21 protein-coding genes are annotated in these 22,490 nt (G+C 46.8%); 14 read left to right on the forward strand and 7 right to left on the reverse strand.

Annotated elements, in window-relative coordinates; all coding sequences use genetic code 11:
- Nucleotides 1–49: 49 nt before the first annotated feature.
- From araA to BQ8005_RS02815, 5 genes are read right to left on the reverse strand one after another with little or no spacing between them, the layout of a single operon-like run.
- Entirely contained in the window at nt 50–1,576 is a 1,527-nt protein-coding gene (araA, locus tag BQ8005_RS02795) for an L-arabinose isomerase (protein WP_021848513.1), read from the reverse strand.
- A gap of 57 nt (nt 1,577–1,633) precedes the next feature.
- Nucleotides 1,634–2,323, reverse strand: a complete 690-nt coding sequence (locus BQ8005_RS02800) for an L-ribulose-5-phosphate 4-epimerase (RefSeq protein ID WP_075316967.1) — start codon at nt 2,321–2,323, stop codon at nt 1,634–1,636.
- A gap of 23 nt (nt 2,324–2,346) precedes the next feature.
- A complete protein-coding gene (locus BQ8005_RS02805) occupies nt 2,347–3,024 on the reverse strand; it encodes an NUDIX hydrolase (protein ID WP_075316968.1) in 678 nt (225 codons plus the stop codon).
- Between the two features lie 20 nt (nt 3,025–3,044).
- Nucleotides 3,045–4,790 (reverse strand): sodium:solute symporter, encoded by a 1,746-nt coding sequence (locus BQ8005_RS02810; protein WP_021848516.1) that lies wholly within the window; start codon nt 4,788–4,790, stop codon nt 3,045–3,047.
- Nucleotides 4,791–4,826: 36 nt separating this feature from the next.
- Nucleotides 4,827–5,963: an aldose epimerase family protein gene (locus BQ8005_RS02815; protein WP_075318871.1), complete on the reverse strand. Its 1,137-nt coding sequence runs from the start codon at nt 5,961–5,963 to the stop codon at nt 4,827–4,829.
- A 343-nt stretch (nt 5,964–6,306) separates the two neighbouring features.
- Between BQ8005_RS02815 and atpD the strand changes: the two genes are divergently transcribed.
- The 13 genes from atpD to BQ8005_RS02880 all read left to right on the forward strand — a co-directional run bounded on the left by atpD (nt 6,307) and on the right by BQ8005_RS02880 (nt 18,399).
- A complete protein-coding gene (gene atpD / locus BQ8005_RS02820; protein WP_075316969.1) occupies nt 6,307–7,827 on the forward strand; it encodes a F0F1 ATP synthase subunit beta in 1,521 nt (506 codons plus the stop codon).
- A 64-nt stretch (nt 7,828–7,891) separates the two neighbouring features.
- On the forward strand, nt 7,892–8,137 hold the full coding sequence (gene atpC, locus BQ8005_RS02825; RefSeq protein WP_075316970.1) for an ATP synthase F1 subunit epsilon: 246 nt from the start codon (nt 7,892–7,894) through the stop codon (nt 8,135–8,137).
- Nucleotides 8,138–8,180: 43 nt separating this feature from the next.
- Nucleotides 8,181–8,588 (forward strand): hypothetical protein, encoded by a 408-nt coding sequence (locus BQ8005_RS02830; protein WP_021848520.1) that lies wholly within the window; start codon nt 8,181–8,183, stop codon nt 8,586–8,588.
- The gene (gene atpB / locus BQ8005_RS02835; RefSeq protein WP_075316971.1) at nt 8,585–9,715 is read left to right on the forward strand and encodes a F0F1 ATP synthase subunit A; all 1,131 of its coding nucleotides are present in this window, start codon (nt 8,585–8,587) and stop codon (nt 9,713–9,715) included. The genes BQ8005_RS02830 and atpB overlap by 4 nt, the downstream gene beginning before the upstream one ends.
- A 21-nt stretch (nt 9,716–9,736) precedes the next feature.
- Nucleotides 9,737–9,994 (forward strand): ATP synthase F0 subunit C, encoded by a 258-nt coding sequence (gene atpE, locus BQ8005_RS02840; RefSeq protein ID WP_075316972.1) that lies wholly within the window; start codon nt 9,737–9,739, stop codon nt 9,992–9,994.
- A gap of 79 nt (nt 9,995–10,073) precedes the next feature.
- Entirely contained in the window at nt 10,074–10,580 is a 507-nt protein-coding gene (gene atpF, locus BQ8005_RS02845; protein WP_021848523.1) for a F0F1 ATP synthase subunit B, read from the forward strand.
- Between the two features lie 21 nt (nt 10,581–10,601).
- Nucleotides 10,602–11,162, forward strand: coding sequence for a F0F1 ATP synthase subunit delta (locus BQ8005_RS02850; RefSeq protein WP_075316973.1), 561 nt, complete (start codon nt 10,602–10,604; stop codon nt 11,160–11,162).
- An 81-nt stretch (nt 11,163–11,243) separates the two neighbouring features.
- Nucleotides 11,244–12,827 carry a F0F1 ATP synthase subunit alpha gene (gene atpA / locus BQ8005_RS02855; RefSeq protein WP_111936090.1) on the forward strand — a complete coding sequence of 528 codons (1,584 nt, stop codon included), beginning with the start codon at nt 11,244–11,246 and terminating at the stop codon, nt 12,825–12,827.
- Nucleotides 12,828–12,920: 93 nt separating this feature from the next.
- The gene (locus BQ8005_RS02860) at nt 12,921–13,814 is read left to right on the forward strand and encodes a F0F1 ATP synthase subunit gamma (RefSeq protein ID WP_075316975.1); all 894 of its coding nucleotides are present in this window, start codon (nt 12,921–12,923) and stop codon (nt 13,812–13,814) included.
- 88 nt (nt 13,815–13,902) lie between these two features.
- On the forward strand, nt 13,903–14,292 hold the full coding sequence (locus tag BQ8005_RS02865; protein ID WP_021848527.1) for a DUF1573 domain-containing protein: 390 nt from the start codon (nt 13,903–13,905) through the stop codon (nt 14,290–14,292).
- A 460-nt stretch (nt 14,293–14,752) separates the two neighbouring features.
- The gene (locus tag BQ8005_RS02870) at nt 14,753–16,747 is read left to right on the forward strand and encodes an OPT family oligopeptide transporter (protein WP_075316976.1); all 1,995 of its coding nucleotides are present in this window, start codon (nt 14,753–14,755) and stop codon (nt 16,745–16,747) included.
- A 15-nt stretch (nt 16,748–16,762) separates the two neighbouring features.
- Nucleotides 16,763–17,626: an alpha/beta hydrolase gene (locus BQ8005_RS02875; protein WP_075318873.1), complete on the forward strand. Its 864-nt coding sequence runs from the start codon at nt 16,763–16,765 to the stop codon at nt 17,624–17,626.
- A 2-nt stretch (nt 17,627–17,628) separates the two neighbouring features.
- A complete protein-coding gene (locus tag BQ8005_RS02880) occupies nt 17,629–18,399 on the forward strand; it encodes an N-acetylmuramoyl-L-alanine amidase-like domain-containing protein (RefSeq protein ID WP_234983987.1) in 771 nt (256 codons plus the stop codon).
- A 212-nt stretch (nt 18,400–18,611) separates the two neighbouring features.
- Here the strand turns inward: BQ8005_RS02880 and dnaB are convergent, their stop codons facing one another.
- Entirely contained in the window at nt 18,612–20,168 is a 1,557-nt protein-coding gene (gene dnaB / locus BQ8005_RS02885; RefSeq protein WP_021848531.1) for a replicative DNA helicase, read from the reverse strand.
- Nucleotides 20,169–20,360: 192 nt separating this feature from the next.
- On the opposite strand from dnaB, the gene ispE reads away from it, so the two are divergent.
- Entirely contained in the window at nt 20,361–21,191 is an 831-nt protein-coding gene (gene ispE / locus BQ8005_RS02890) for a 4-(cytidine 5'-diphospho)-2-C-methyl-D-erythritol kinase (RefSeq protein WP_075316978.1), read from the forward strand.
- A gap of 89 nt (nt 21,192–21,280) precedes the next feature.
- On the opposite strand, the gene purT is transcribed toward ispE, so the two are convergent.
- Nucleotides 21,281–22,447: a formate-dependent phosphoribosylglycinamide formyltransferase gene (purT, locus tag BQ8005_RS02895; RefSeq protein WP_075316979.1), complete on the reverse strand. Its 1,167-nt coding sequence runs from the start codon at nt 22,445–22,447 to the stop codon at nt 21,281–21,283.
- Between the last annotated feature and the right edge of the window lie 43 nt (nt 22,448–22,490).

Below are 22,490 nucleotides of genomic sequence, written 5' to 3' on the forward strand. Positions count from 1 at the left end.
AAGAAGGAAGACACACTCAATATGTGCCTTCCTTTCTTCGGTTACAGATTTAGCAAAGCGCCTTGTTCAGCATGTAGTACACTTCGTTCATGCGGAGCTCTTTCTTGAACTCGCTGATAGTGGTGTCCTTGTTGATGTGAACCATCTCGATGCCTGCAATCTCGGCGTAGTCTTCCCAGTATTCGGCCGTCAGGTCGTAGGAGAAGCAGGAGTGGTGTGTACCACCGGCCAGGATCCAGGCGCCTGCGCCTACCTCGAAGTTGGGCATCGGTTTCCACAGGGCGGAAGCCACGGGCAGCTTGGGCAGCGGTTTCGGCTCGATGCACTCTACATCGTTTACAATCAGGCGGAAGCGGTTGCCCAAGTCAACGACCGTAGCGGTGCAGCCGGTACCCACCTTCGACGTGAACACGAGACGGGCCGTCTGGCTCTTGCGGATGCCGATGCCGAGAAAGTGTACCTCCAGGCGGGGTTTCTGGGCAGCGATGAGCGGACATACCTCCAGCATGTGGGCCTGAAGGATGGAGCTGTTCTCGCCGTCGAAGTTCAGCGTGTAGTCCTCAAGGAAGGAACAGCCGGTGGGCAGGCCCTGGTTCATCACCCATACGGTGCGGTAGAGGGCGGCAGACTTCCAGTCGCCTTCGGCACCGAAGCCGTAACCCTCGGCCATCAGGCGCTGAGATGCCAATCCCGGAATCTGGTCGAAGTAGCTGCCGTCGGTCTGGCCCAGGTCGTCGAAGTTGGTGGTGAAGCCTTTGGCACCCTTCGCCTTCAGGATGGCACGCAGGGCGAGTTCGGCCTTGGCGGCATTCCATACCTTTCCATAAGCCTCGGTACGTCCGTCTTCCAATGCGGCGTCGTGGTCGTAGAGGCGGAAGTATTCGTCCACCAGAGCCTTCACGTCTTCGTCCTTCACCTGTGCGTGGTATTCCATCAGCTCGCTCACGGGGCAATAGTCCACGTGGTAGCCCATGCGCTGCTCGGCCTCCACCTTGTCGCCGTCGGTCACGGCCACGTTGTTCATCTGGTCGCCGAAGCGGATAATGAGCATGTCCTGAGCATCGGCCCAAGCGGCGCAGACGCGCATCCATACGGCGATCTTCTTCTGCGTTTCCTCTTCCTTCCAGTAGCCTACCACCACTTTGCGGCGGATGCGCATGCGGGTGCAGATGTGGCCGAACTCACGGTCGCCGTGGGCACTCTGGTTGAGGTTCATGAAGTCCATGTCCATCGTATCCCAGGGAATTTCCTTGTTGTACTGCGTGTGCAGGTGGAGCAACGGCTTCTTCAGCTGCTGCAAGCCGTGAATCCACATCTTGGCGGGCGAGAAGGTGTGCATCCAGGTGATGACACCGATACAGCGTTCTTCGTTGTTGGCAGCCTTGAACACGGCTTCCACTTCCTTGGACGAGTTGGCCGTACCTTTATATACCACCTTGACAGGCAGCTTGCCCGACTCGTTCAGCCCCTTAACCATCTCGTTGCTGTGTGCATCTACTGCGATTACTGCGTCTCCTCCGTACAGAAGCTGTGCTCCTGTGACGAACCATACTTCATATTGATCAAATGCGTTCATAATAGTACAATGTTTATTAATTATTGGGTTATGATTCTTTTTGGTTGATTATTCATATCATTTCTTCTGTCCGTAGTAGGCATTCGGTCCGTGCTTGCGGCTGAAGTGCTTCTCGATGAGCAGCGGGTTCATGGTCAGGTTAGGATTGACGGCGTAGGCAATGGATGCCATCTTGGCCACCTGCTCCATGACGACGGCGTTGTGAACAGCGTCGTGCGCATCCTTGCCCCAGGCAAAGGGACCGTGGTTCTTGACCAGCACGCCTGGTGTGTGCACGGGGTTCAGGCCTTCGAAACGCTTCACGATGACGTTGCCCGTCTCCAGCTCATACTCGCCCTTCACTTCGGCCTCGGTCATGTCGGCCGTGCAGGGAATGGCGTCGTGAAAGTAGTCGGCGTGCGTCGTGCCGATGTTAGGTATATCGCATCCGGCCTGTGCCCAGGCAGTGGCATAGGTAGAGTGTGTATGCACCACTCCACCGATTTCGGGAAAAGCCTTGTAGAGCACCACATGGGTCGGCGTATCTGAAGAAGGACGAAGATTCCCCTCCACTACCTTACCGTCTAGATCTACCACCACCATGTCCGTGGCCTTCATCTCGTCATAGCTTACACCACTGGGCTTGATGACCACCAGCCCGCTTGCGCGGTCGATGGCCGACACGTTTCCCCAAGTGAAGATGACCAGTCCGTGCTTCACCAAGTCGAGGTTGGCACGGAATACTTTTTCTTTCAGTTCTTCTAGCATAATTATATCGCTTAAACGTTAACTTATAATTTAAATTTAGGAGCTTTCCGATAAATGTTCTCATTAAATTGATACAGGGCCGCACTACGTTTGGAGCCGGTTTTGTCTTTTTTGTCCGTCTTCTCAATGTAGTTCATCTCCGCAATCCGCTTACGGAAATTGCGTTTATCAATAGGCTCTCCATAAATAGCTTCATACAGACTTTGCAATTGTGACAGGGTAAAGAGCTTGGGAAGCAGATTGAAGCCGATAGGCTCCGTAGATGCTTTCTTCTGCATCATAGCACGTGCCTTCTGAACCATCTCCAAATGGTCGAATATCAAAGGAGGCAAGTCATTGATTCCAATCCAGAAAGCATTATGCTGTTGAACCAGTTCACGGTCGTATTCATCGATATTGATCAAGGCATAATATGCAATGGAAATGACTCTTCCTCCCGGATCGCGGTCTATGGCACCGAACGCTCCAACCTGTTCTATATAGACTTGTTCCAAACCTGTCAACTCAGCCAAGACTCGTTTGGCAGCATCGTCCACGCTTTCATTTTCCTGCACAAAACCGCCCATCAGCGACCACTCGCCTTTGGCCGGCTCAAAGTTTCGTTTCAACAGGAGAAGGCTCAGTTCTCCTTTGCTGAAACCGAAAATAATGCAGTCTACCGAAATATAGAACTTCGGATTAATATTATAATATGTTGTCATTCAAGAAACATTAAATACAATTACCAGAAATAAGCATAGAACAGGGCACAAAGCAACACGACACCCAGTGAAGCAATAACGTCCCATTTATTCCAGCTCTCACGGATGAGTTGTTTATAACTGCCAGTGAAAGTAATGGCTTCAATCTGCTGGGCAGAAGGTTTCGGCGTAAAGCAGGATACAACAACCATCAAAACAATCAAAAAGACAAGCAACCAGACTTCGAAAATAAGCCAATTGGTCTGCCAGAACCAAGTAGTGCATTCCCAGAAAGCACCATCCATCACGGCCTTACCCGAATCTGTGATGACATTGGTAAGCAGACGGACCATACCGATGAGGAAACCGCCGATGAGTCCCCATTCGCCTGCTTTCGGAGTGATACGCTTTGAGAAGATACCCAGCGTAAAGACAGCAACCATTGCGGGTGCAATCAGTGACTGAATGTCCTGCAGGTATGAATAAAGATTTCCCATATTCATCATGATAGGCATCCAGGCCAGGCCCAGCAATACGACTACTACTGTAGCAATACGCCCTACCAGTACGTAATGGCTTTCGCTCATGCCTTTCTTCATCGGTTTGTAAAAGTCCTCTGTGAACAACGTGGCGCAGCTGTTGAAGAAGGCTGCCAGCGAGGCGACAAGAGCACAGATGAAACCGATAGTCACAATTCCCTTAATACCGGCAGGCAAAATATTTTTCACCATCATGGCAAAAGCACCGTCTGTATCGTGAGCGTTGGTAATATCCATCACAATGCCACTACCAGTCTTTTGAGCAAGCGCATAAGCAACCATACCAGGAATCAAGAACATGAATACTGGTAACAGTTTGAAATAACCAGCAGCAATAGAACCACGACGAGCACGTTTCATCACGACATCGTCCGATTCACCCTTTTGCTGTCCGAGTACACGTTGTACGATGTGTTGGTCGGTACACCAATACCAGAACCCAATAATGGAAGCACCGAGGAATACTACATATCCGGGAAATTGCGGATACATGGGATCTGCAGGATCGGTATGGAACATGTGAGTTGTACCAAAACCGTCGTGAGCAGCGTTACAAACAGCCATCATCTGTGACCAGCCTTCGCTGATACTACCGTCACCCAACATGCTCAGTCCCAAAAACAATACCAGGAAAGAACCGATAATCAAAATCGGAGTCTGAATGGCAGACAGTGTCATTACACCCTTCATACCACCGAAAACCGTGAATACAGCCGTAACAGCAATCAAGCCAATAGCACCATACCAAAAAGGTAAGCCAAGCAAATACTCAAAGAAAATACCACCTGTAAAGGCTGTAACAGAAACCTTAGTCAACACATAAGCTATCAAAGTGATGATAGACAACCACGAGCCCGTACGTTGAGTATAACGGAATTTCAAGAAATCAGGCATAGTGATAATCTTACCCATCTTGTTGTTCAGCAGTTGATAGAAAGGAACAAACAGCCATCCCAAAATCAGAATCATCCATCCCTGCATTTCCCAATGAGCCATCCCTACACCATCTTTGGCTCCAGTTCCTGCAAGACCAACCAAATGTTCAGAACCAATGTTGGCAGCAAAGATAGCCGCGCCAATGATATACCAAGGTTCGCCTTTTCCGAACAGATAATCCTGACTATCGGCACCTTTCATTTTTTCCTTATCTTTCTTTATGGCACGATAAATCGCCCAGACTATAGCTACGACTCCTACAGCAAGTATCACCCAGTCGAGCCAGATAAATTCATTTGTATTCCAATTCATATATTTCTATTTTTCTAGTTAGCACTATTTTTAAGGTTATTTTTCAATACCGAATTTAAAGATACATTCACTGTTATATGTTTGCCCCGGTTCTAGAATCACAGATGGCCATTCAGCTTTATTGGGACTATCAGGATAATGCTGAGTCTCCAGACAAACGGATGCCCGTTGATTATAGACAATACCTTTTTTACCTTTTACTGTTCCATCCAAGAAATTACCTGTATAAACTTGAATTCCAGGTTCATTAGTATATACCTCCAAAGTTATTCCTGTTTCAGGAGACGTCAAACGAGCAGCGACCTGCGTCAAATCACCTTTAGTATTCAATACCCAATTATGATCATATCCATTGCCATTCTTCAATTGAACGAAATCATAATTGCTGATATCCTTTCCTATAACTTTAGGAACAGTAAAATCCATTGGCGTATCTTTTACAGGCAGAATCTCTCCAGTTGTCATAAATGTACTGTCAACAGGAGTATAAGTATCTGCATTTATATATAGAATATGGTCAGTAGCAGCCTTGGATGGATCTCCTGACAAATTGAAATATGAATGGTTAGTCATGTTAATCACCGTTTTCTTATCGGTCGTTGCACTGTATTTGATATCAATGGCATTGTCATCCGTAAGTTTATAGATAACTTTGGCTGTTACATTTCCAGGAAAGTTCTCATCACCGTCTGGCGAAACAATTGTCAACTCCAGTGTAGTATCATCAATTTGGTTAGCGTCATACACTTGATACTGCCATCCCTTAGGACCTCCATGTAAACAATGGCCAAAATTATTTTGCGGTAATTGAATCGTATCTCCATCCAAGACCAAACGTCCTTGGTTTATACGATTGGCATAGCGCCCAATAGACGCACCAAAATCACTCGGAATATGAATATAGTCAACAATTCTGTCAAAGCCTAAAACTACATCCCTCATTTCCCCATTTTTATCTGGGACCATAACAGAAACTATACGGCCTCCAAAATTTGTCACACAGACCTCCATTCCCCTTTGATTTCTCAGTTTATACAAATTGGTCTGGGCATCATTCACTATTGTCTGATAAGCCATAGGATTTAATCCAGAAAGTGTCAAATCAGATTTTTGAACACAAGAAGCTGATAATAAACAAATTATAGCTCCAACTAACAAAAAATGTTTTTTCATAATAACTGGTATTTGATTCAAACTCCTTTTTAAGTGTAAAAATAACACTTTATTTTCATCCAGTAATCAAACATTATTATGTTTCACAACATGAAAGAAAGAGAGAACATATGCTTAAACAAACGTTAACAATACTTGCATCTACGTAAACCGAATGTTCAAAAAGGAACCTTAAACGTCCAAAATTATATAATCATTAAAAAAAAACATATGCAAAAGTACATCTCATGCCGAATTGTTTCTACTTTTGCACGTGAAGTAAGAGAGATATGAATAAATTTTCAATATTTTTCTAGTCTTCGATAGAAATATGAGATTTAGATTATATATAAAGAATTAGCTTATGTCACAAATTGTCGGACATATTTCCCAGGTCATCGGACCTGTGGTTGATGTATATTTCGAAGGAGCTGAAACAGAAACGGTTCTTCCAGCCATTCATGATGCACTCGAAATAAAGAGACACAACGGCAAACGCCTGATTGTGGAGGTACAGCAGCACATTGGTGAAAACACTGTTCGTACGGTAGCGATGGACAGCACCGACGGTCTGCAACGAGGCATGAAAGTACGACCTTTGGGTGGTCCTATAACAATGCCAGTAGGTGATCAAATCAAAGGTCGATTGATGAACGTAGTAGGCGACTCTATTGACGGTATGCGAGAATTGGACCGCACAGGCGCTTACCCCATTCATCGCGAACCTCCCAAATTTGAAGACTTAACCACAACTCAAGAAGTTCTTTACACAGGTATTAAAGTTATCGATTTACTAGAGCCTTATAGCAAAGGTGGAAAAATCGGTTTGTTTGGAGGTGCAGGTGTAGGCAAGACAGTCCTTATTCAGGAACTCATTAATAATATTGCTAAAAAACAACACGGCTTTTCTGTATTTGCCGGTGTAGGTGAACGTACGCGCGAAGGTAATGATTTGCTAAGAGAAATGATTGAATCGGGCGTAATACGTTATGGAGATGAGTTTAAGAAAAGCATGGAAGAAGGAAATTGGGATTTATCAAAAGTAGACTACAACGAAGTAGCCAAATCTCAAGTATCACTAATATTCGGACAGATGAACGAACCTCCTGGAGCACGTCAATCCGTAGCCCTTTCCGGTCTGACTGTCGCTGAATCATTCCGTGATATGGGTTCAGAAACAGATGGGCCACGCGATATCCTGTTCTTTATTGATAATATCTTCCGTTTCACGCAGGCGGGTTCCGAGGTTTCTGCTTTGTTAGGTCGTATGCCTTCAGCTGTAGGCTACCAACCGACATTGGCAACTGAAATGGGAGCCATGCAGGAGCGAATCACATCAACACGCAACGGTTCAATTACTTCAGTTCAGGCTGTATATGTACCTGCAGATGACTTGACCGACCCTGCTCCAGCTACAACCTTTACTCACTTGGACGCAACGACAGTGCTTAGTCGTAAAATTACCGAACTGGGTATCTATCCAGCCGTAGATCCTTTGGAATCTACTTCACGTATTCTGGATCCGCACATCGTAGGCGAAGAGCATTATCAAGTTGCCCAACGGGTAAAACAGATATTGCAACGAAACAAGGAATTACAGGATATCATCTCCATCTTAGGTATGGAAGAGTTATCGGATGAAGACCGCACATTGGTTAATCGCGCACGTCGTGTCCAACGATTCCTTTCTCAACCGTTTGCCGTAGCCGAGCAGTTTACGGGCGTCCCCGGTACCATGGTGAATATCGAAGACACCATCAAGGGATTCCGTATGATCTTGGATGGAGAAGTTGACTACTTACCCGAACCAGCTTTCTTGAATGTAGGTACTATCGAGGAAGCTATAGAAAAAGGTAAAAAGCTGTTGCAACAGGCCAAATCATAATACGTAATTATCTGTCTGTAGCTTATTTAACTGCCGACGATAAACCAAATATCAAATAAAGGCAATGAAAAAATTACAGTTGACTATCGTATCACCGGAAAAAAAACTCTTTCAAGGTGAAGTGAATCAAGTCACTCTACCAGGAGTCATGGGTTCTTTTACCATTTTGCCACAACATGCCCCTATCGTTTCTTCACTCACACGTGGAAAAATTCTGTATGTTACGGCAGACGGTACGTCACAAAACTTAGAAATAATGGGAGGATTCGTAGAGATGAATGACAACAACGTTTCCGTCTGCATTAATTAATAAAGTACATTATTATAAATACATTGAAAAAACGAATGAGGACGTGAGCAAAACAAAACGTAATTACCTGATCCAAACCGCGGTATTAACCTTCTTATTGGGAATAGTAGGAGGATGGATCTATTTTAATACTAATCCACACCATTATTTTAACGGTTATCCATTAATTCCCTCCTATTTCTTTCTATTCGGTTGGTTAATGATCAACATAGTGGAATGGAGTCGCAAAAAGATGACGGGCAAGTTGTTGCAAATATATATGTTGCTCCGTGTAATGCGAATGCTTGCCTCATTCATTCTGATGGTACTTTATTGCGTGATAGTCCGCGAAGAAGCACAAGCTTTTCTGCTGACGTTCATCGCCAACTACTTGATATATCTAACGTATGATTCTTGGTTCTTCTTCACATTTGAAGTGAACAAAAAATCACAAAAAGAGAATAAACGATGAAACGATTGTATAAAATATGGACCGGATTGTACATCATGGCAGCATTATTGCTCCTATGTCCTGCTTCCGCTTGGTCAGCTGACTCCTCCTCAGAACAACCGGCTGAAGAAAAAGTCGATATTAAAGAAATTGTATTCGGACATATCGGTGACTCATACGAATGGCACATTACATCATGGGGAGATACTCATCTCACCATTCCTCTACCAGTAATTGTGTACAGCCAAACGAGTGGATGGCACATATTCTCTTCAGCACGCTTAGAGGAAAATGAAGGCAGCTACGAAGGACTGTCCATTGCCCCTGCCGGTAGTCCATACGAAGGGAAACTGATAGAACATGATGCTGCCGGTAACGAAATCCGCCCTTTCGATATTTCGATTACCAAAGTTGTTCTAGCGTTACTAATCAACAGTGTACTACTAACATTTATCATCCTTTATGTAGCACGCTGGTATAAGAGACACCCGAAAGACAGTGCAGCTCCTGGAGGATTTGTTGGACTGATGGAAATGCTCATTATGATGGTCAATGATGACATCATCAAAAGTTGCGTAGGACCCAAATACAAAAAATTTGCTCCCTACCTTTTGACTGCTTTCTTTTTTATTTTCATCAATAATCTGATGGGGTTGATACCTTTCTTCCCTGGTGGTGCTAACGTGACAGGAAACATTGCCATTACCATGGTATTGGCACTCTGCACTTTTTTGGCAGTCAATCTGTTCGGAACCAAAACCTATTGGAAGGATATTTTCTGGCCAGACGTTCCATGGTGGCTGAAAGTACCGGTACCGATGATGCCATTTATCGAATTCTTTGGTATTTTCACTAAGCCATTTGCACTGATGATCCGTCTTTTTGCCAATATGTTAGCTGGACACGTAGCAATGTTGGTACTGACCGGACTGATATTTATTTCTGCCAGCATGGGACCAGCACTGAATGGAACACTAACAGTTGCTTCCGTTTTATTTAACCTGTTCATGAATGCCCTTGAATTACTGGTAGCCTTTATACAAGCTTATGTTTTCACCATGTTGTCTGCTGTATTTATAGGACTGGCACAAGAAGAACATACTCACAAAGAAGAAGTTAAAATAGAAGAAAAACAATTAATAAAATAACCCTTTAAAAATTAGAAAGTTATGTTACTATCTGTATTATTACAAGCTGCTGCGGCAGGTGTTGGAGTTACAAAACTGGGAGCTGCACTGGGTGCCGGCCTCGCTGTAATTGGTGCCGGTTTAGGTATTGGTAGAATCGGAAGCTCGGCTATGGAAGCTATCGCTCGTCAACCGGAAGCTTCAGGCGATATCCGTATGAACATGATTATTGCTGCAGCTTTGATCGAGGGTGTTGCCCTTCTGGCTGTAGTTGTATGTTTGTTGGTATTCCTCATCTGATTTGTAAAACTTCCAATTTGTATATGTCTGATCGTTTTTAACGATCGGGCATTACAGATTGACAAATAAACGAATATTTATGTCATTGTTATTACCCGACAGTGGTCTGCTGTTTTGGATGGTCTTGTCTTTTGGCATTGTCTTCGTCATCCTGGCCAAATACGGTTTCCCTGTGATTACCCGAATGGTAGAAGAACGAAAAGCTTACATCGACCAGTCCATGAAGGTAGCCCAGGAAGCAAATGCCCAACTTGCCCATTTGAAAGAAGAGAGTGAAGCATTGATAGCTTCTGCTAGCAAGGAACAGGGACGCATCTTGCGGGAGGCGATGCAGGAACGTGATAAAATTATCGCCGACGCACGCAAACAAGCAGAAATTGCAGCCCAAAAAGAATTGGACGAAGTGCGCATGCAGATTCAACAAGAAAAGGAAGAAGCCATTCGCGACATCCATCGCCAAGTGGCAGTTCTTTCAGTGGACATTGCCGAAAAAGTGCTTCGTAAGAAATTGGACGAAAAGCACGAACAAATGGACATGATAGAACGCATGCTCGACGAGATGCTGACTACGCCCAAAAAGAACTAACGAGATAGATAAAAGGAAAAGATGGATATAGGAATTGTTTCAATGCGATATGCCAAAGCATTGATTGATTATGCTTACAACAGTGGTAAGGAAGATATAATGTACAGAGAATTCAGTACACTGGCACATAGTCTGGAAACATATTCCGAACTACGTGAAGCATTACTGAACCCTATTCTCTCTGCCGAAGATAAGTTCACGCTTATCTGTACAGCAGCCTGTGGTGAACAACCGGCAAGCGAAGAGTTCAAACGCTCTATAGCACTGATACAGAAAAACAGGCGTGAAGGGATGCTTCAATATATCAGCCTGTCATTTCAGAGGCTATATCGCCAAAGAAAACATATTGGTACCGCCAAACTGACGACAGCTATTCCTGTCAGTCAGAAAGTGGAGGAACGTATCCGCCAAACAGCCTCTTCCCTGTTGCATGCCCGCATGGAATTGCAGACGGAGGTAAATCCTGCCATAGAAGGAGGGTTTATCTTCGACATCAACGATTTTCGCCTGGATGCCAGCATCGCAACCCAGATCAAGAAAGTGAAACAACAATTCATCGACAAGAACCGCAGAATTGTATAATTTTCCGCTATGAAGACAAGATTGTTGGACTCACTCTATTCATTAGGAAAGTAAAAAGTAAATTATTAGGAAAGTAAAATGATCTCAGAAAACATAAAAGTAAGTGAAGTTTCTGACGTCTTACGCAAACAACTGGAAGGCATCGATACCCGCGTCCAACTGGACGAAATAGGTACCGTACTCCAGGTAAGTGACGGTGTTGCCCGTATATACGGACTGCGTAACGCAGAGGCAAACGAACTGCTTGAATTTGAAAATGGCATTAAAGCCATTGTGATGAACCTGGAGGAAGACAATGTAGGTGCCGTATTACTGGGACCAACCGACCGAATCAAAGAAGGATTCACCGTAAAGCGTACCAAACGTATTGCCTCCATCATGGTAGGCGAAAGCATGCTGGGACGTGTTATCGATCCACTAGGTGCTCCTCTTGATGGCAAAGGACTGATAGGTGGTGAACTTTGTGAGATGCCATTGGAACGTAAAGCTCCTGGTGTCATTTTCCGCCAACCGGTCAACCAGCCATTACAGACGGGATTGAAAGCGGTGGACGCCATGATTCCTATCGGCCGAGGACAACGTGAGCTGATTATCGGTGACCGCCAAACTGGTAAGACAGCTATTGCCATCGATACCATTATCAATCAGCGGGCCAACTACGAAGCAGGGGATCCAGTCTACTGTATCTATGTGGCTATCGGTCAAAAGGGTTCTACTGTTGCCACGATTGTCAATACCCTGCGCCAATATGGAGCCATGGATTATACCATTGTCGTAGCTGCAACAGCCGGTGACCCGGCCGCTCTGCAATACTATGCTCCTTTCGCAGGTGCCGCTATCGGTGAATATTTCCGCGACACCGGCCGTCATGCGCTGGTTGTTTACGACGATTTGTCCAAACAGGCCGTCGCCTATCGCGAAGTTTCCCTGATTCTGCGCCGTCCTTCTGGCCGTGAAGCCTATCCGGGTGACATTTTCTACCTGCACTCCCGTCTGCTGGAACGTGCTGCAAAGATCATCAACCAGCCCGAAGTGGCTGCCCAAATGAACGACCTGCCCGACAGTCTGAAAGGCAAAGTCAAAGGAGGAGGTTCGTTGACGGCACTCCCCATCATTGAAACGCAGGCAGGTGACGTATCGGCCTATATTCCGACCAACGTAATCTCCATTACCGACGGCCAGATATTCCTCGACAGCAACCTCTTCAACCAAGGCAACCGTCCGGCTATCGACGTAGGTATTTCCGTCAGCCGTGTAGGTGGTAATGCTCAGATCAAGGCCATGAAGAAAGTAGCCGGAACGTTGAAGATAGACCAGGCACAATATCGCGAACTGGAAGCCTTCTCCAAGTTCAGCGGCGACATGGACCCCGTTACGGCTCTCACCATCGACAAAGGACAGAAGAATACGCGACTGCTCGTACAGCCACAGTATTGCCCGATGCCGGTAGAAAAACAAGTCGCTATCCTCTATTGCGGTACACACGGACTGCTGAAAAACGTTCCGCTAGCCAAGGTCAGCGACTTTGAACGCAGCTTCCTCGATACACTTGAGATGAACCATCGGGAAGATGTACTCGATGTACTGAAAAAAGGTGTTATCGATGACGATGTATGCAAAAAGCTGGAAGAAACGGCCGAAATGGTCGCCAGACAATTCTCATAAACAGACGGACTTCTGGCTACATCGGTACAAGGTCGGTAAAATCTTGTACCGATAGCCTTAAATCCTGAATATATCATTCATAATCAAACAGAAATGGCATCACTCAAAGAAGTAAAAAATAGAATTAATTCCGTAAAGAGTACTCGCCAGATTACTTCAGCCATGAAGATGGTGGCTTCTGCCAAACTCCACAAAGCACAGGGACGGATCGAAAGCATGTATCCCTATCAGCAGAAGCTGAATGAGATTCTGACGAACTTTTTAGGAACTGACATCACGGTCGAATCTCCCTACATCGAGGTACGTCCCGTAACGAAAGTTGCTATCGTCGCCTTCTCGTCCAACAGTTCATTGTGCGGTGCCTTCAACTCCAACGTGGTGAAAATGCTCGAACACACGCTGGAAGAATACAGCACGCTTGGTAAAGATAATATTCTCCTTTTCCCCGTAGGCAAAAAGGTAGAAGAAGCTGTCAAGAAGCTAGGATATACTCCTCAAGGAACTTATCAGTCCATGGCCGATAAACCTTGCTATACCGAAGCCTACCAACTGGCCGAACAGTTGCTGGCACTATATGCTGAAAAAGCGATAGACCGCGTCATACTGATCTATCACCATTTCAAGTCCATGGGTTCGCAAGTGCTGCAGCAAGAAGACTATCTCCCTCTTGATCTGGAACAAATGGGCATGCAAGTAGCAATGCATCCCGACAAGAAAGAAATGGCAACTTATAACAACGACTACATTGTGGAACCGTCGGTCAGCGAGCTGATAGCCGAACTGCTTCCCAAGGTACTCTGCCAAAAGATATTCACGGTGCTTCAGGACTCCAACGCTTCCGAACACGCTGCGCGCATGCTGGCCATGCAGGCTGCAACCGACAATGCCAACGAGCTCATTCAGGACCTGACGCTGCAATACAACAAAACCCGACAACAGACCATTACCAACGAACTGCTCGACATCATCGGCGGCAGCTTGAGGTAAAAAAATACTAATAAACTCCGAAAGACAAGTTACTTACAGGAAAATAGCTTATCTTTGCCGCCGTAGTAACTGAAAACGTGTAATAAAAATGAAGAGAGCATTTTTGTATATGATGTTTGCCCTGTTGGGTATGGGTTATGCCATGGCACAGGCTGAAATCAAGTTTGATAAAACCACTGCCAACCTCGGTACATTCCCCGAAGAAAAACCCGTAGTAAGCTGTGTATTTACTTTCACCAACATTGGCGACGCTCCCCTGGTCATTCATCAGGCAGTAGCCTCTTGTGGATGTACAGTTCCCGAATACACACAAGAGCCTGTATTACCTGGAAAGAAAGGAACAATCAAGGTAACTTACAACGGAACAGGCAAGTATCCTGGTCACTTCAAGAAGTCCATTACATTGCGTACAAATGCCAAGACGGAAATGATGCGCCTGTTCATCGAAGGAGATATGACTCCGAAAGGCGAAAAATAAGAAACAAACCTACCAAGTTATAACCGAAAAGGATGCCCGACACTGCGACGGCATCCTTTTTCTTTTCCTGCAGTTCTCCTTCCTCCCTAATCTTATCAGAATAACATCAGCTGTAGGAAGCTCCTTTGACACAGCACTTCCTGACACACTCACGAAGCACTTTCTCACCACCTCATAAAGCACTTCTTCAGACCCTCATGAAGCACTGTGTTACACCCTGAGGAAGCACTGTGTCAGAAGTCCATAAAGTACTGTGTCCATTCACCATCTTCAGACACATACGTTCTGTCCGGTTTTTCGGCAAAAGATTTATCTCCTTACTGGCTGCAGACCTCACTCACCACATTTAGGACACAGATAATTTTGACACCTCCCGTTTTTTTATTTTCTTTGACCTCCAAATAAGGAGTACATAGCTAGCCTATTATTAATTCTAAAAAACAATATCAAACATTCTACTATGAAACAGGAAGAAGAACAAGTGACCGGTTTGCCGGAAAACGCATTCCGAGAACTGAAACCGGGCGAAACGTACAACCCGCTGATGAGTCCGGACAAAAAGTATCCCGAAGTAAACGTGTGGTCGGTATCGTGGGGTATCTGCATGGCCATCCTCTTTTCAGCTGCCGCTGCCTATCTGGGCCTGAAGGTAGGCCAAGTTTTTGAAGCCGCCATCCCCATCGCCATCATTGCCGTCGGCGTGTCGAGTGCCGCCAAACGCAAACATGCTTTAGGCGAAAATGTCATCATCCAATCTATCGGTGCCAGTTCGGGTGTTATCGTGGCCGGTGCCATCTTTACCCTACCCGCCCTTTATATCTTGCAGGAAAGCTATCCACAGGAAGTGGCCGTCACTTTTGCCCAGGTGTTCATTAGTTCTCTGCTGGGAGGTGTATTGGGCATTCTGTTCCTCATTCCCTTCCGCAAATACTTTGTCAGCGACATGCACGGCAAGTATCCTTTCCCCGAAGCCACAGCTACCACACAGGTGCTTGTGTCGGGCGAGAAAGGTGGTAGCCAGGCCAAGCCGCTACTGGCCGCCGGTCTGATAGGAGGTCTGTACGACTTCATCGTGGCCACTTTCGGCTGGTGGAACGAAAACTTTACTACCCGCTTCTGCTCGTGGGGCGAAATGCTGGCCGAGAAAACCAAGCTGGTGTTCAAAGTGAACGTCGGCGCAGCCGTATTGGGTCTGGGTTATATCGTCGGCTTAAAATATGCTGCTATTATTTGCTTCGGCTCACTGGCCGTGTGGTGGATCATCATTCCTGGCATGTCACTCATTTGGGGTGATGCTGTATTGAACCAATGGAACCCTGAAATTACAGCAACCGTCGGCCAGATGTCGCCCGAACAGATATTCACCTACTATGCCAAGAGCATCGGTATCGGCGGTATTGCCATGGCGGGCATCATCGGCATCATCAAGTCATGGGGAATCATCAAGAGCGCCGTGGGGCTGGCCGCCAAGGAAATGGGTGGCAAGTCGAAAGCCGACGTTAACGTCATCCGTACCCAGCGCGACCTCTCGATGAAATTCATCGCCATCGGCTCTCTCATCACGCTGGTGCTGGTGTTCCTCTTCTTCTACTTCGACGTGATGCAGGGCAACCTGCTGCACACCGTTGTAGCTATTCTGCTTGTGGCAGGTATCGCCTTCCTCTTCACCACCGTAGCAGCCAATGCCATTGCCATCGTAGGTACCAACCCTGTATCGGGCATGACGCTGATGACGCTTATACTGGCTTCGGTAGTCATGGTAGCCGTCGGCCTGAAAGGCCCCGGCGGCATGGTAGCTGCACTGGTTATGGGTGGCGTAGTCTGCACAGCTTTGTCTATGGCAGGTGGGTTCATTACTGACCTCAAGATCGGTTATTGGTTGGGAACAACTCCCATCAAGCAGGAAGCCTGGAAATTCTTGGGTACCATCGTCTCAGCAGCTACCGTAGGCGGAGTAATGATTATCCTGAACAAGACTTACGGCTTCACAAGTGGACAGCTTGCCGCCCCGCAGGCCAACGCCATGGCTGCCGTCATCGAACCGCTGATGAACGGTGTAGCCGCCCCCTGGTTGCTCTACGGCATCGGTGCCATACTAGCCATCGTACTTACACTACTCAAAGTGCCCGCACTGGCTTTCGCCCTGGGTATGTTCATTCCACTCGAGCTGAACATCCCGCTGCTTGTGGGCGGTGCCATCAACTGGTATGTGACAACCCGCAGCAAGGATGCCAAAGTAAATGCCGAACGTGGTGAAAAAGGTACATTGCTGGCCTCTGGTTTCATTGCTGGCGGTGCACTGATGGGTGTAGTCAGTGCAGGTATGCGTTTCGGCGGTGTCAATCTGGTCAACGACGCCTGGATTGCCAACACGTGGTCACAGATTGTAGCACTCGCAGCCTACGCTATCCTGATATTCTACTTCATCAAGGCATCCATGAAAATCAAATCATAAATATTGGACAAGCTCATGAAAACAATCTTTTTTTCAATCTTATTATCTGTTGCAACGATGTTATCTGCACAAAATACGTTTGAACTTCCACTCTGGCCCGCCGGAGCGCCCAACAGTAACGGCCTGACCGGAACAGAAGAGGACCTCGAGGGAGGACGGGTAGCCAATGTGATAACCCCCTCCATTACTGTCTATAAAGCCGACAAGCCCAACGGCGTGGCCATCATCATGTGCCCCGGCGGTGGATATGCCCGTCTGGCCATGAACCACGAAGGCCACGACATGGCGCCCTGGCTCAATGCCCAAGGTATCACTTATATTGTACTGAAATACCGCATGCCGAACGGCCATTATGAAGTACCGCTGAGCGACGCCGAGCAAGCCATCCGCCTTGTTCGCCAACATGCCAAGGAATGGAACATCCGACCGGACCGCATCGGAATCATGGGTGCCTCGGCCGGCGGCCATTTGGCAGCCTCGTTAGCTACCCTCTACAGCAGTAACGAGACGCGCCCCGACTTTCAAGTATTGTTCTATCCGGTCATTTCGATGGTACCCGGCGTGACCCACGGAGGCTCCCGCCAAAACCTGCTAGGCAACAATCCTTCGCAAGAATTGGAGGATAAATACACACTGGAGAAACAAGTAAACGAACGCACCCCCCAAGCCTTCATCATGCTCTCGGCTGACGATGGAGCCGTACCTCCAGCCAATGGCATTCATTACTTTGAAGCCTTGCTCCAACATCAGGTTCCGGCTACACTGCATGTCTATCCTACCGGTGGCCACGGCTGGGGGTTCCGCGACGCGTTCACTTACAAACGCCAATGGACAGGCGAACTGGAAAAATGGTTGCGCGAAGGACTTAAATTTGAATGATAATGAAACTATCGATCCTTATACTGCTGCTAACGGCAGCCTCTTTATCCCTGACAGCCGGTGCTCAAGAGCCCGGCTGTCAGCTTGTATTAAACAATGCCCTTACCTATCTGGGCAAGCCCTATGTAGCTCACACATTGGAAATAAACGACGAAGAACAGTTAGTTGTGAATCTTGAAGAAGTAGATTGCACTACATTCGTAGAATATGTATTAGCCCAGTCGCTGGCCACAGTCCGCGGTGGAGCAATGGAAGATTACCTGAAGCGCATCCGCTATCGCGACGGACGCATTGACGGCTATACTTCACGCCTGCACTACATAGCCGAATGGGTAGAAAGCGGCGTACAGAACGGCTTTATCGAGGACATTACAGCAATGAATAGCACGGATACTGTTCCACTGAAGCTTTCATTCATGTCCACCCATCCAAACGCCTACCGACATCTGAAGGACTCTCCTGAAAATGTGAAAAAGATGAAAGATGTCGAAAGGAAACTATCCGTAGGATCCTTTCACTATCTCCCTAAAGAAAAAATCTCCGACGAAGGTCTTCCTTGGATCAAGGACGGTGATATCTTCTGCATCACGACCAACATCACCGGGTTGGATGTTGTTCATCTCGGCTTTGCCTGCTACCGCGACGGACAACTGAAGTTGCTCCATGCATCTTCCAGCAGCAAACAGGTCGTTCTGTCCGAAGGCTCCTTTGCACAAATGTTCCGTCACAACAAAAATTGGACAGGCGTACGAGTACTGCGAATGATACAGTAAAATCTCTATAGCGATCGTTCACCTTTACCAGACTACCAGCTTTAAAAAATTCAATCCCCTATTTTTACCATGCAAAACCATGCAAACAAATAACCCGCTCCGTACCTGCTCCGTACCAACTCCGTTTACAGGTACCTTTACAGGGAGAAAATACGGAGATGGTACGGAGCGGGTAATAGCTTGGTACGTTTCTTCTGGCATGCCATCAGTCGTCAGAACGGGACGGGGCCATCCATACCTACCCCGCCGAAAGGATTGAAATCAGCTTCAGTGGGAGGAGGAGGGGTAGCCGTACTCCCAATAGGTGCATTCATGCGAGAGCCGAAAGTTGTTCCTCCACCTTCGCCCGGAGGCGGTATTACCAAATCGTCCTCCGGATTCTGGAAGCGGGTATACTGACCGATAAAACGCAGGCGAACATCACCGACAGCACCATTACGGTGCTTGGCTATAATGATTTCGGCCATACCGCGCAGGTCTGTACCGTCGGCCGAAGTATAAATCTTATAATATTCGGGACGATGGATAAAACATACCATATCGGCATCCTGCTCGATGGCACCAGACTCACGCAGGTCGCTCAGCTGCGGACGCTTGCCTTCCTCTCCTTCACGATTTTCTACACCACGATTCAACTGCGACAGGGCGATGATGGGGATGTTCAGTTCCTTGGCCAATCCCTTCAACGAACGAGAAATGGTGCTGACCTCTTCCTGACGGCTACCGAAGGACATACCGCTGGCATTCATCAATTGCAGGTAGTCGATGATAATGAGCTTCACCCCGTGCTCGCGCACCAGTCGGCGTGCCTTGGTACGCAGTTCGAAAACGGAGAGCGAAGGCGTATCATCCACGTATAGCGGAGCGTCCAGCAGATCACGCAGTTTATAATCCAGTTGTTGCCACTCGTAGTCAGCCAACTGTCCGCTCTTAATTTTCTCGCTTGGTATTTCGCAGACGTTCGATATCAGACGGTTCACGAGCTGCACATTACTCATTTCGAGCGAAAACAGTGCGACGGGATTGTGAAAGTTCACGGCAATATTCTTAGCCATAGACAGCACGAAAGCAGTCTTACCCATAGCCGGACGGGCAGCAATGATGATGAGGTCGGAGTTCTGCCATCCGGAAGTCATCTTATCCAGTTTGGTAAATCCGCTTTCCAATCCGCTCAAACCGTCTGTACGCGCAGCCGCCTTCTGTATCAACTGATAGGCCTCGGAAATGACGGGATTAATTTGCGTATAATCTTTCTTCATGTTCTGCTGGGAGATTTCGAAGAGCTTTCCTTCAGCCTCCTGCATCAAGTCGTCCACATCGATCGTTTCATCAAAAGCCTTCGTCTGGATATTGCTGGTGAAAGTAATTAATTCACGAGCCAAGGCTTTTTGAGCAATGATGCGGGCATGGTATTCAATATGAGCCGACGAAGCCACCTTGCTGCTGAGTTGTGCCAAGTAGAAAGGGCCACCCACCTCTTCCAATTCTCCCCGCTTGGAAAGCTGATCCTTGACAGTGAGAATATCCACAGGCTTCTGATTGACAGCCAGGTCGGTAATGGCTGCATAAATCAGCTGATGGCGGTGTTCATAAAAAGATTCCGGCCTCAGTATCTCGCCTACCAGTGAATAAGCATCTTTTTCTATCATCAGTGCACCTAGTACAGCTTCCTCCAGTTCGGGAGCTTGGGGCTGAATACGCCCGTAGTCGGTCACCGGCTGCGGCGTCTTGCTTCTCGATGTGCGTATGTTTCGTTTCTGTTCTGCCACGGTCTTGAATTATAGCGGTTTAATTAAATGCATTTCTTTTTCCCTTGTTGCTTTTAACATAAAGGGAAAACAAAGATACATGAAATTCTCCATACTCTATCTCCTCATCCCCGTCTTTTTATAAAACCTTTGTGCGGTGGTTTGCCGGTTTATTGTTACATTTGTGCGAACAACCACTAACTTAAAACAAGTATGATCACCTTTCCGAATGCTAAAATAAATTTGGGTTTGAACATTACTGAAAAAAGACCTGATGGATATCACAATCTGGAAACCATTTTCTATCCCATCCCGCTAGAAGACGCTTTGGAAGTATGCACCCGCCATGAAGGTGAAGGGAAATATTCGCTTACACAAAGCGGACTGTCAATCGAAGGAGATATAGAAAAAAATCTGGTTGTGAAAGCTTATAAGTTACTACAAGATGAAGGTTGTGACTTGCCTCCCGTAGATATCTATCTGCATAAACACATTCCCTCGGGAGCCGGGCTGGGAGGTGGTTCGGCTGATGCGGCCTTCATGCTGAAACTGCTAAACGGGATTTATAACTTACATCTGACAGAGGACTGTCTGGAAGAATATGCCGCCCGCCTGGGTGCAGACTGCGCTTTCTTTATCCGTAACCAACCGACGTATGCGGAAGGTATCGGAAATATCTTTTCACCTGTCAAGCTATCGTTGGCAGGCTGGCAATTGCTGCTGGTGAAACCGAATGTCTTTGTTTCTACACGCGACGCTTTTGCCCGCATCTGTCCACAACATCCAGCACACAACCTGAAAGACATCATAAAGCTACCCATAGAAAAATGGAAAGACTATATGATTAATGATTTCGAAGAAAGTGTATTCCCACAATTCCCCACTATCGGTGATATCAAGGCGAAACTCTATCGGCTGGGGGCTGTTTATGCATCGATGAGTGGTTCCGGATCGTCAGTTTACGGTCTGTTCGCTCCCGGTAGTTCTCTACCCGATGCAGACTTCGGTACAGAAAGCCAGGTGTTCAGGCTTACACTGAAATGAACGTACAACAAAAAAGAAGAATGGCACCCTGATTCCGAGAAATCATTGCTCTGATCAGTGTGCCATTCTTATGCAAACGGGTACGCTTATCAATAGACTTCTACCTTGGCAGCCAACGCTTTGGCCTTATCACGCAGGGCATCGAGGTCACTGCCTAAAGGCGCATAACACAATACCACACCCATACGGCGATTGACACGAGTAGTAGGCTTACCAAAAATACGAAGATAAGTATCCTCTGCCTCAGTCACAGCTTCCATTCCTCGGTATTTTGGGCGTTCCTGGCTGGCAATCGGCGAAAGGATAACCGCACTGGCTCCCATTCGTTCTTGCTTAATGCCAGGAATAGGAAGTCCCAAAACAGCACGCAGGTGCAGTTCGAACTCATTCAGGTTCTGTGTTCCGGCCAATGTCACCATACCTGTATCATGCGGACGCGGCGAGAGCTCTGAGAAATAGACACCATTTTCGTGACTCAAGAAGAATTCTACTCCCCACAGGCCTGCGCCCGTCAACGCACGTGTCACTTTTTCTGCCATGTCCTGCGCCTCTTTCAAGTGAGCCGGATCGATATGTGCAGGCTGGAAACTTTCACGGTAATCTCCACCTTTCTGTACATGACCGATAGGCGGGCAGAACAACGTAGGACCATTTTTTTGAGTTACAGTAAGCAACGTTATCTCACTGTCAAACTTAATAAATTCTTCAATAATCAGTTCCTTGATATCACCACGGCTTCCGTTGCAACCATATTCCCAGGCATGTTCCAATTCGTCTGCACTCTTTACAAGTGACTGTCCCTTTCCCGATGAAGACATCAACGGTTTTACTACACAAGGGAAACCAATCTGAGCAGCAGCTTCCTTCAATTCGTCGAGCGATTTTGCATAAAAATATTTTGCCGTTTTCAGCCCTAACTCCTTGGCTGCTAAGTCGCGAATGGCTTTACGGTTCATTGTAAAGTTCACTGCGCGCGCACTCGGAACGACCTGAATTCCTTCTTTCTCGAAATCATAAAGACGCTCGGTACGAATAGCCTCAATCTCCGGTACGATGATATCGGGATGATGTTTACGCACAACACGTTCCAAAGCATCGCCATCAAGCATGCTGAACACTTCACATTCATCTGCTACCTGCATAGCAGGTGCACCAACATACGAATCGCAAGCTATGATATACTGTCCTTTTCGTTGAGCTGAGATAACAAATTCTTTACCCAGTTCACCAGAACCTAATAACAAAATCTTCTTCATTGCAATCTGTCTTTTAAATATATCTTTTGTAATGACAAAGAGG

This window comes from Bacteroides togonis (assembly GCF_900130135.1).
Lineage (GTDB): Bacteria > Bacteroidota > Bacteroidia > Bacteroidales > Bacteroidaceae > Bacteroides > Bacteroides pullorum.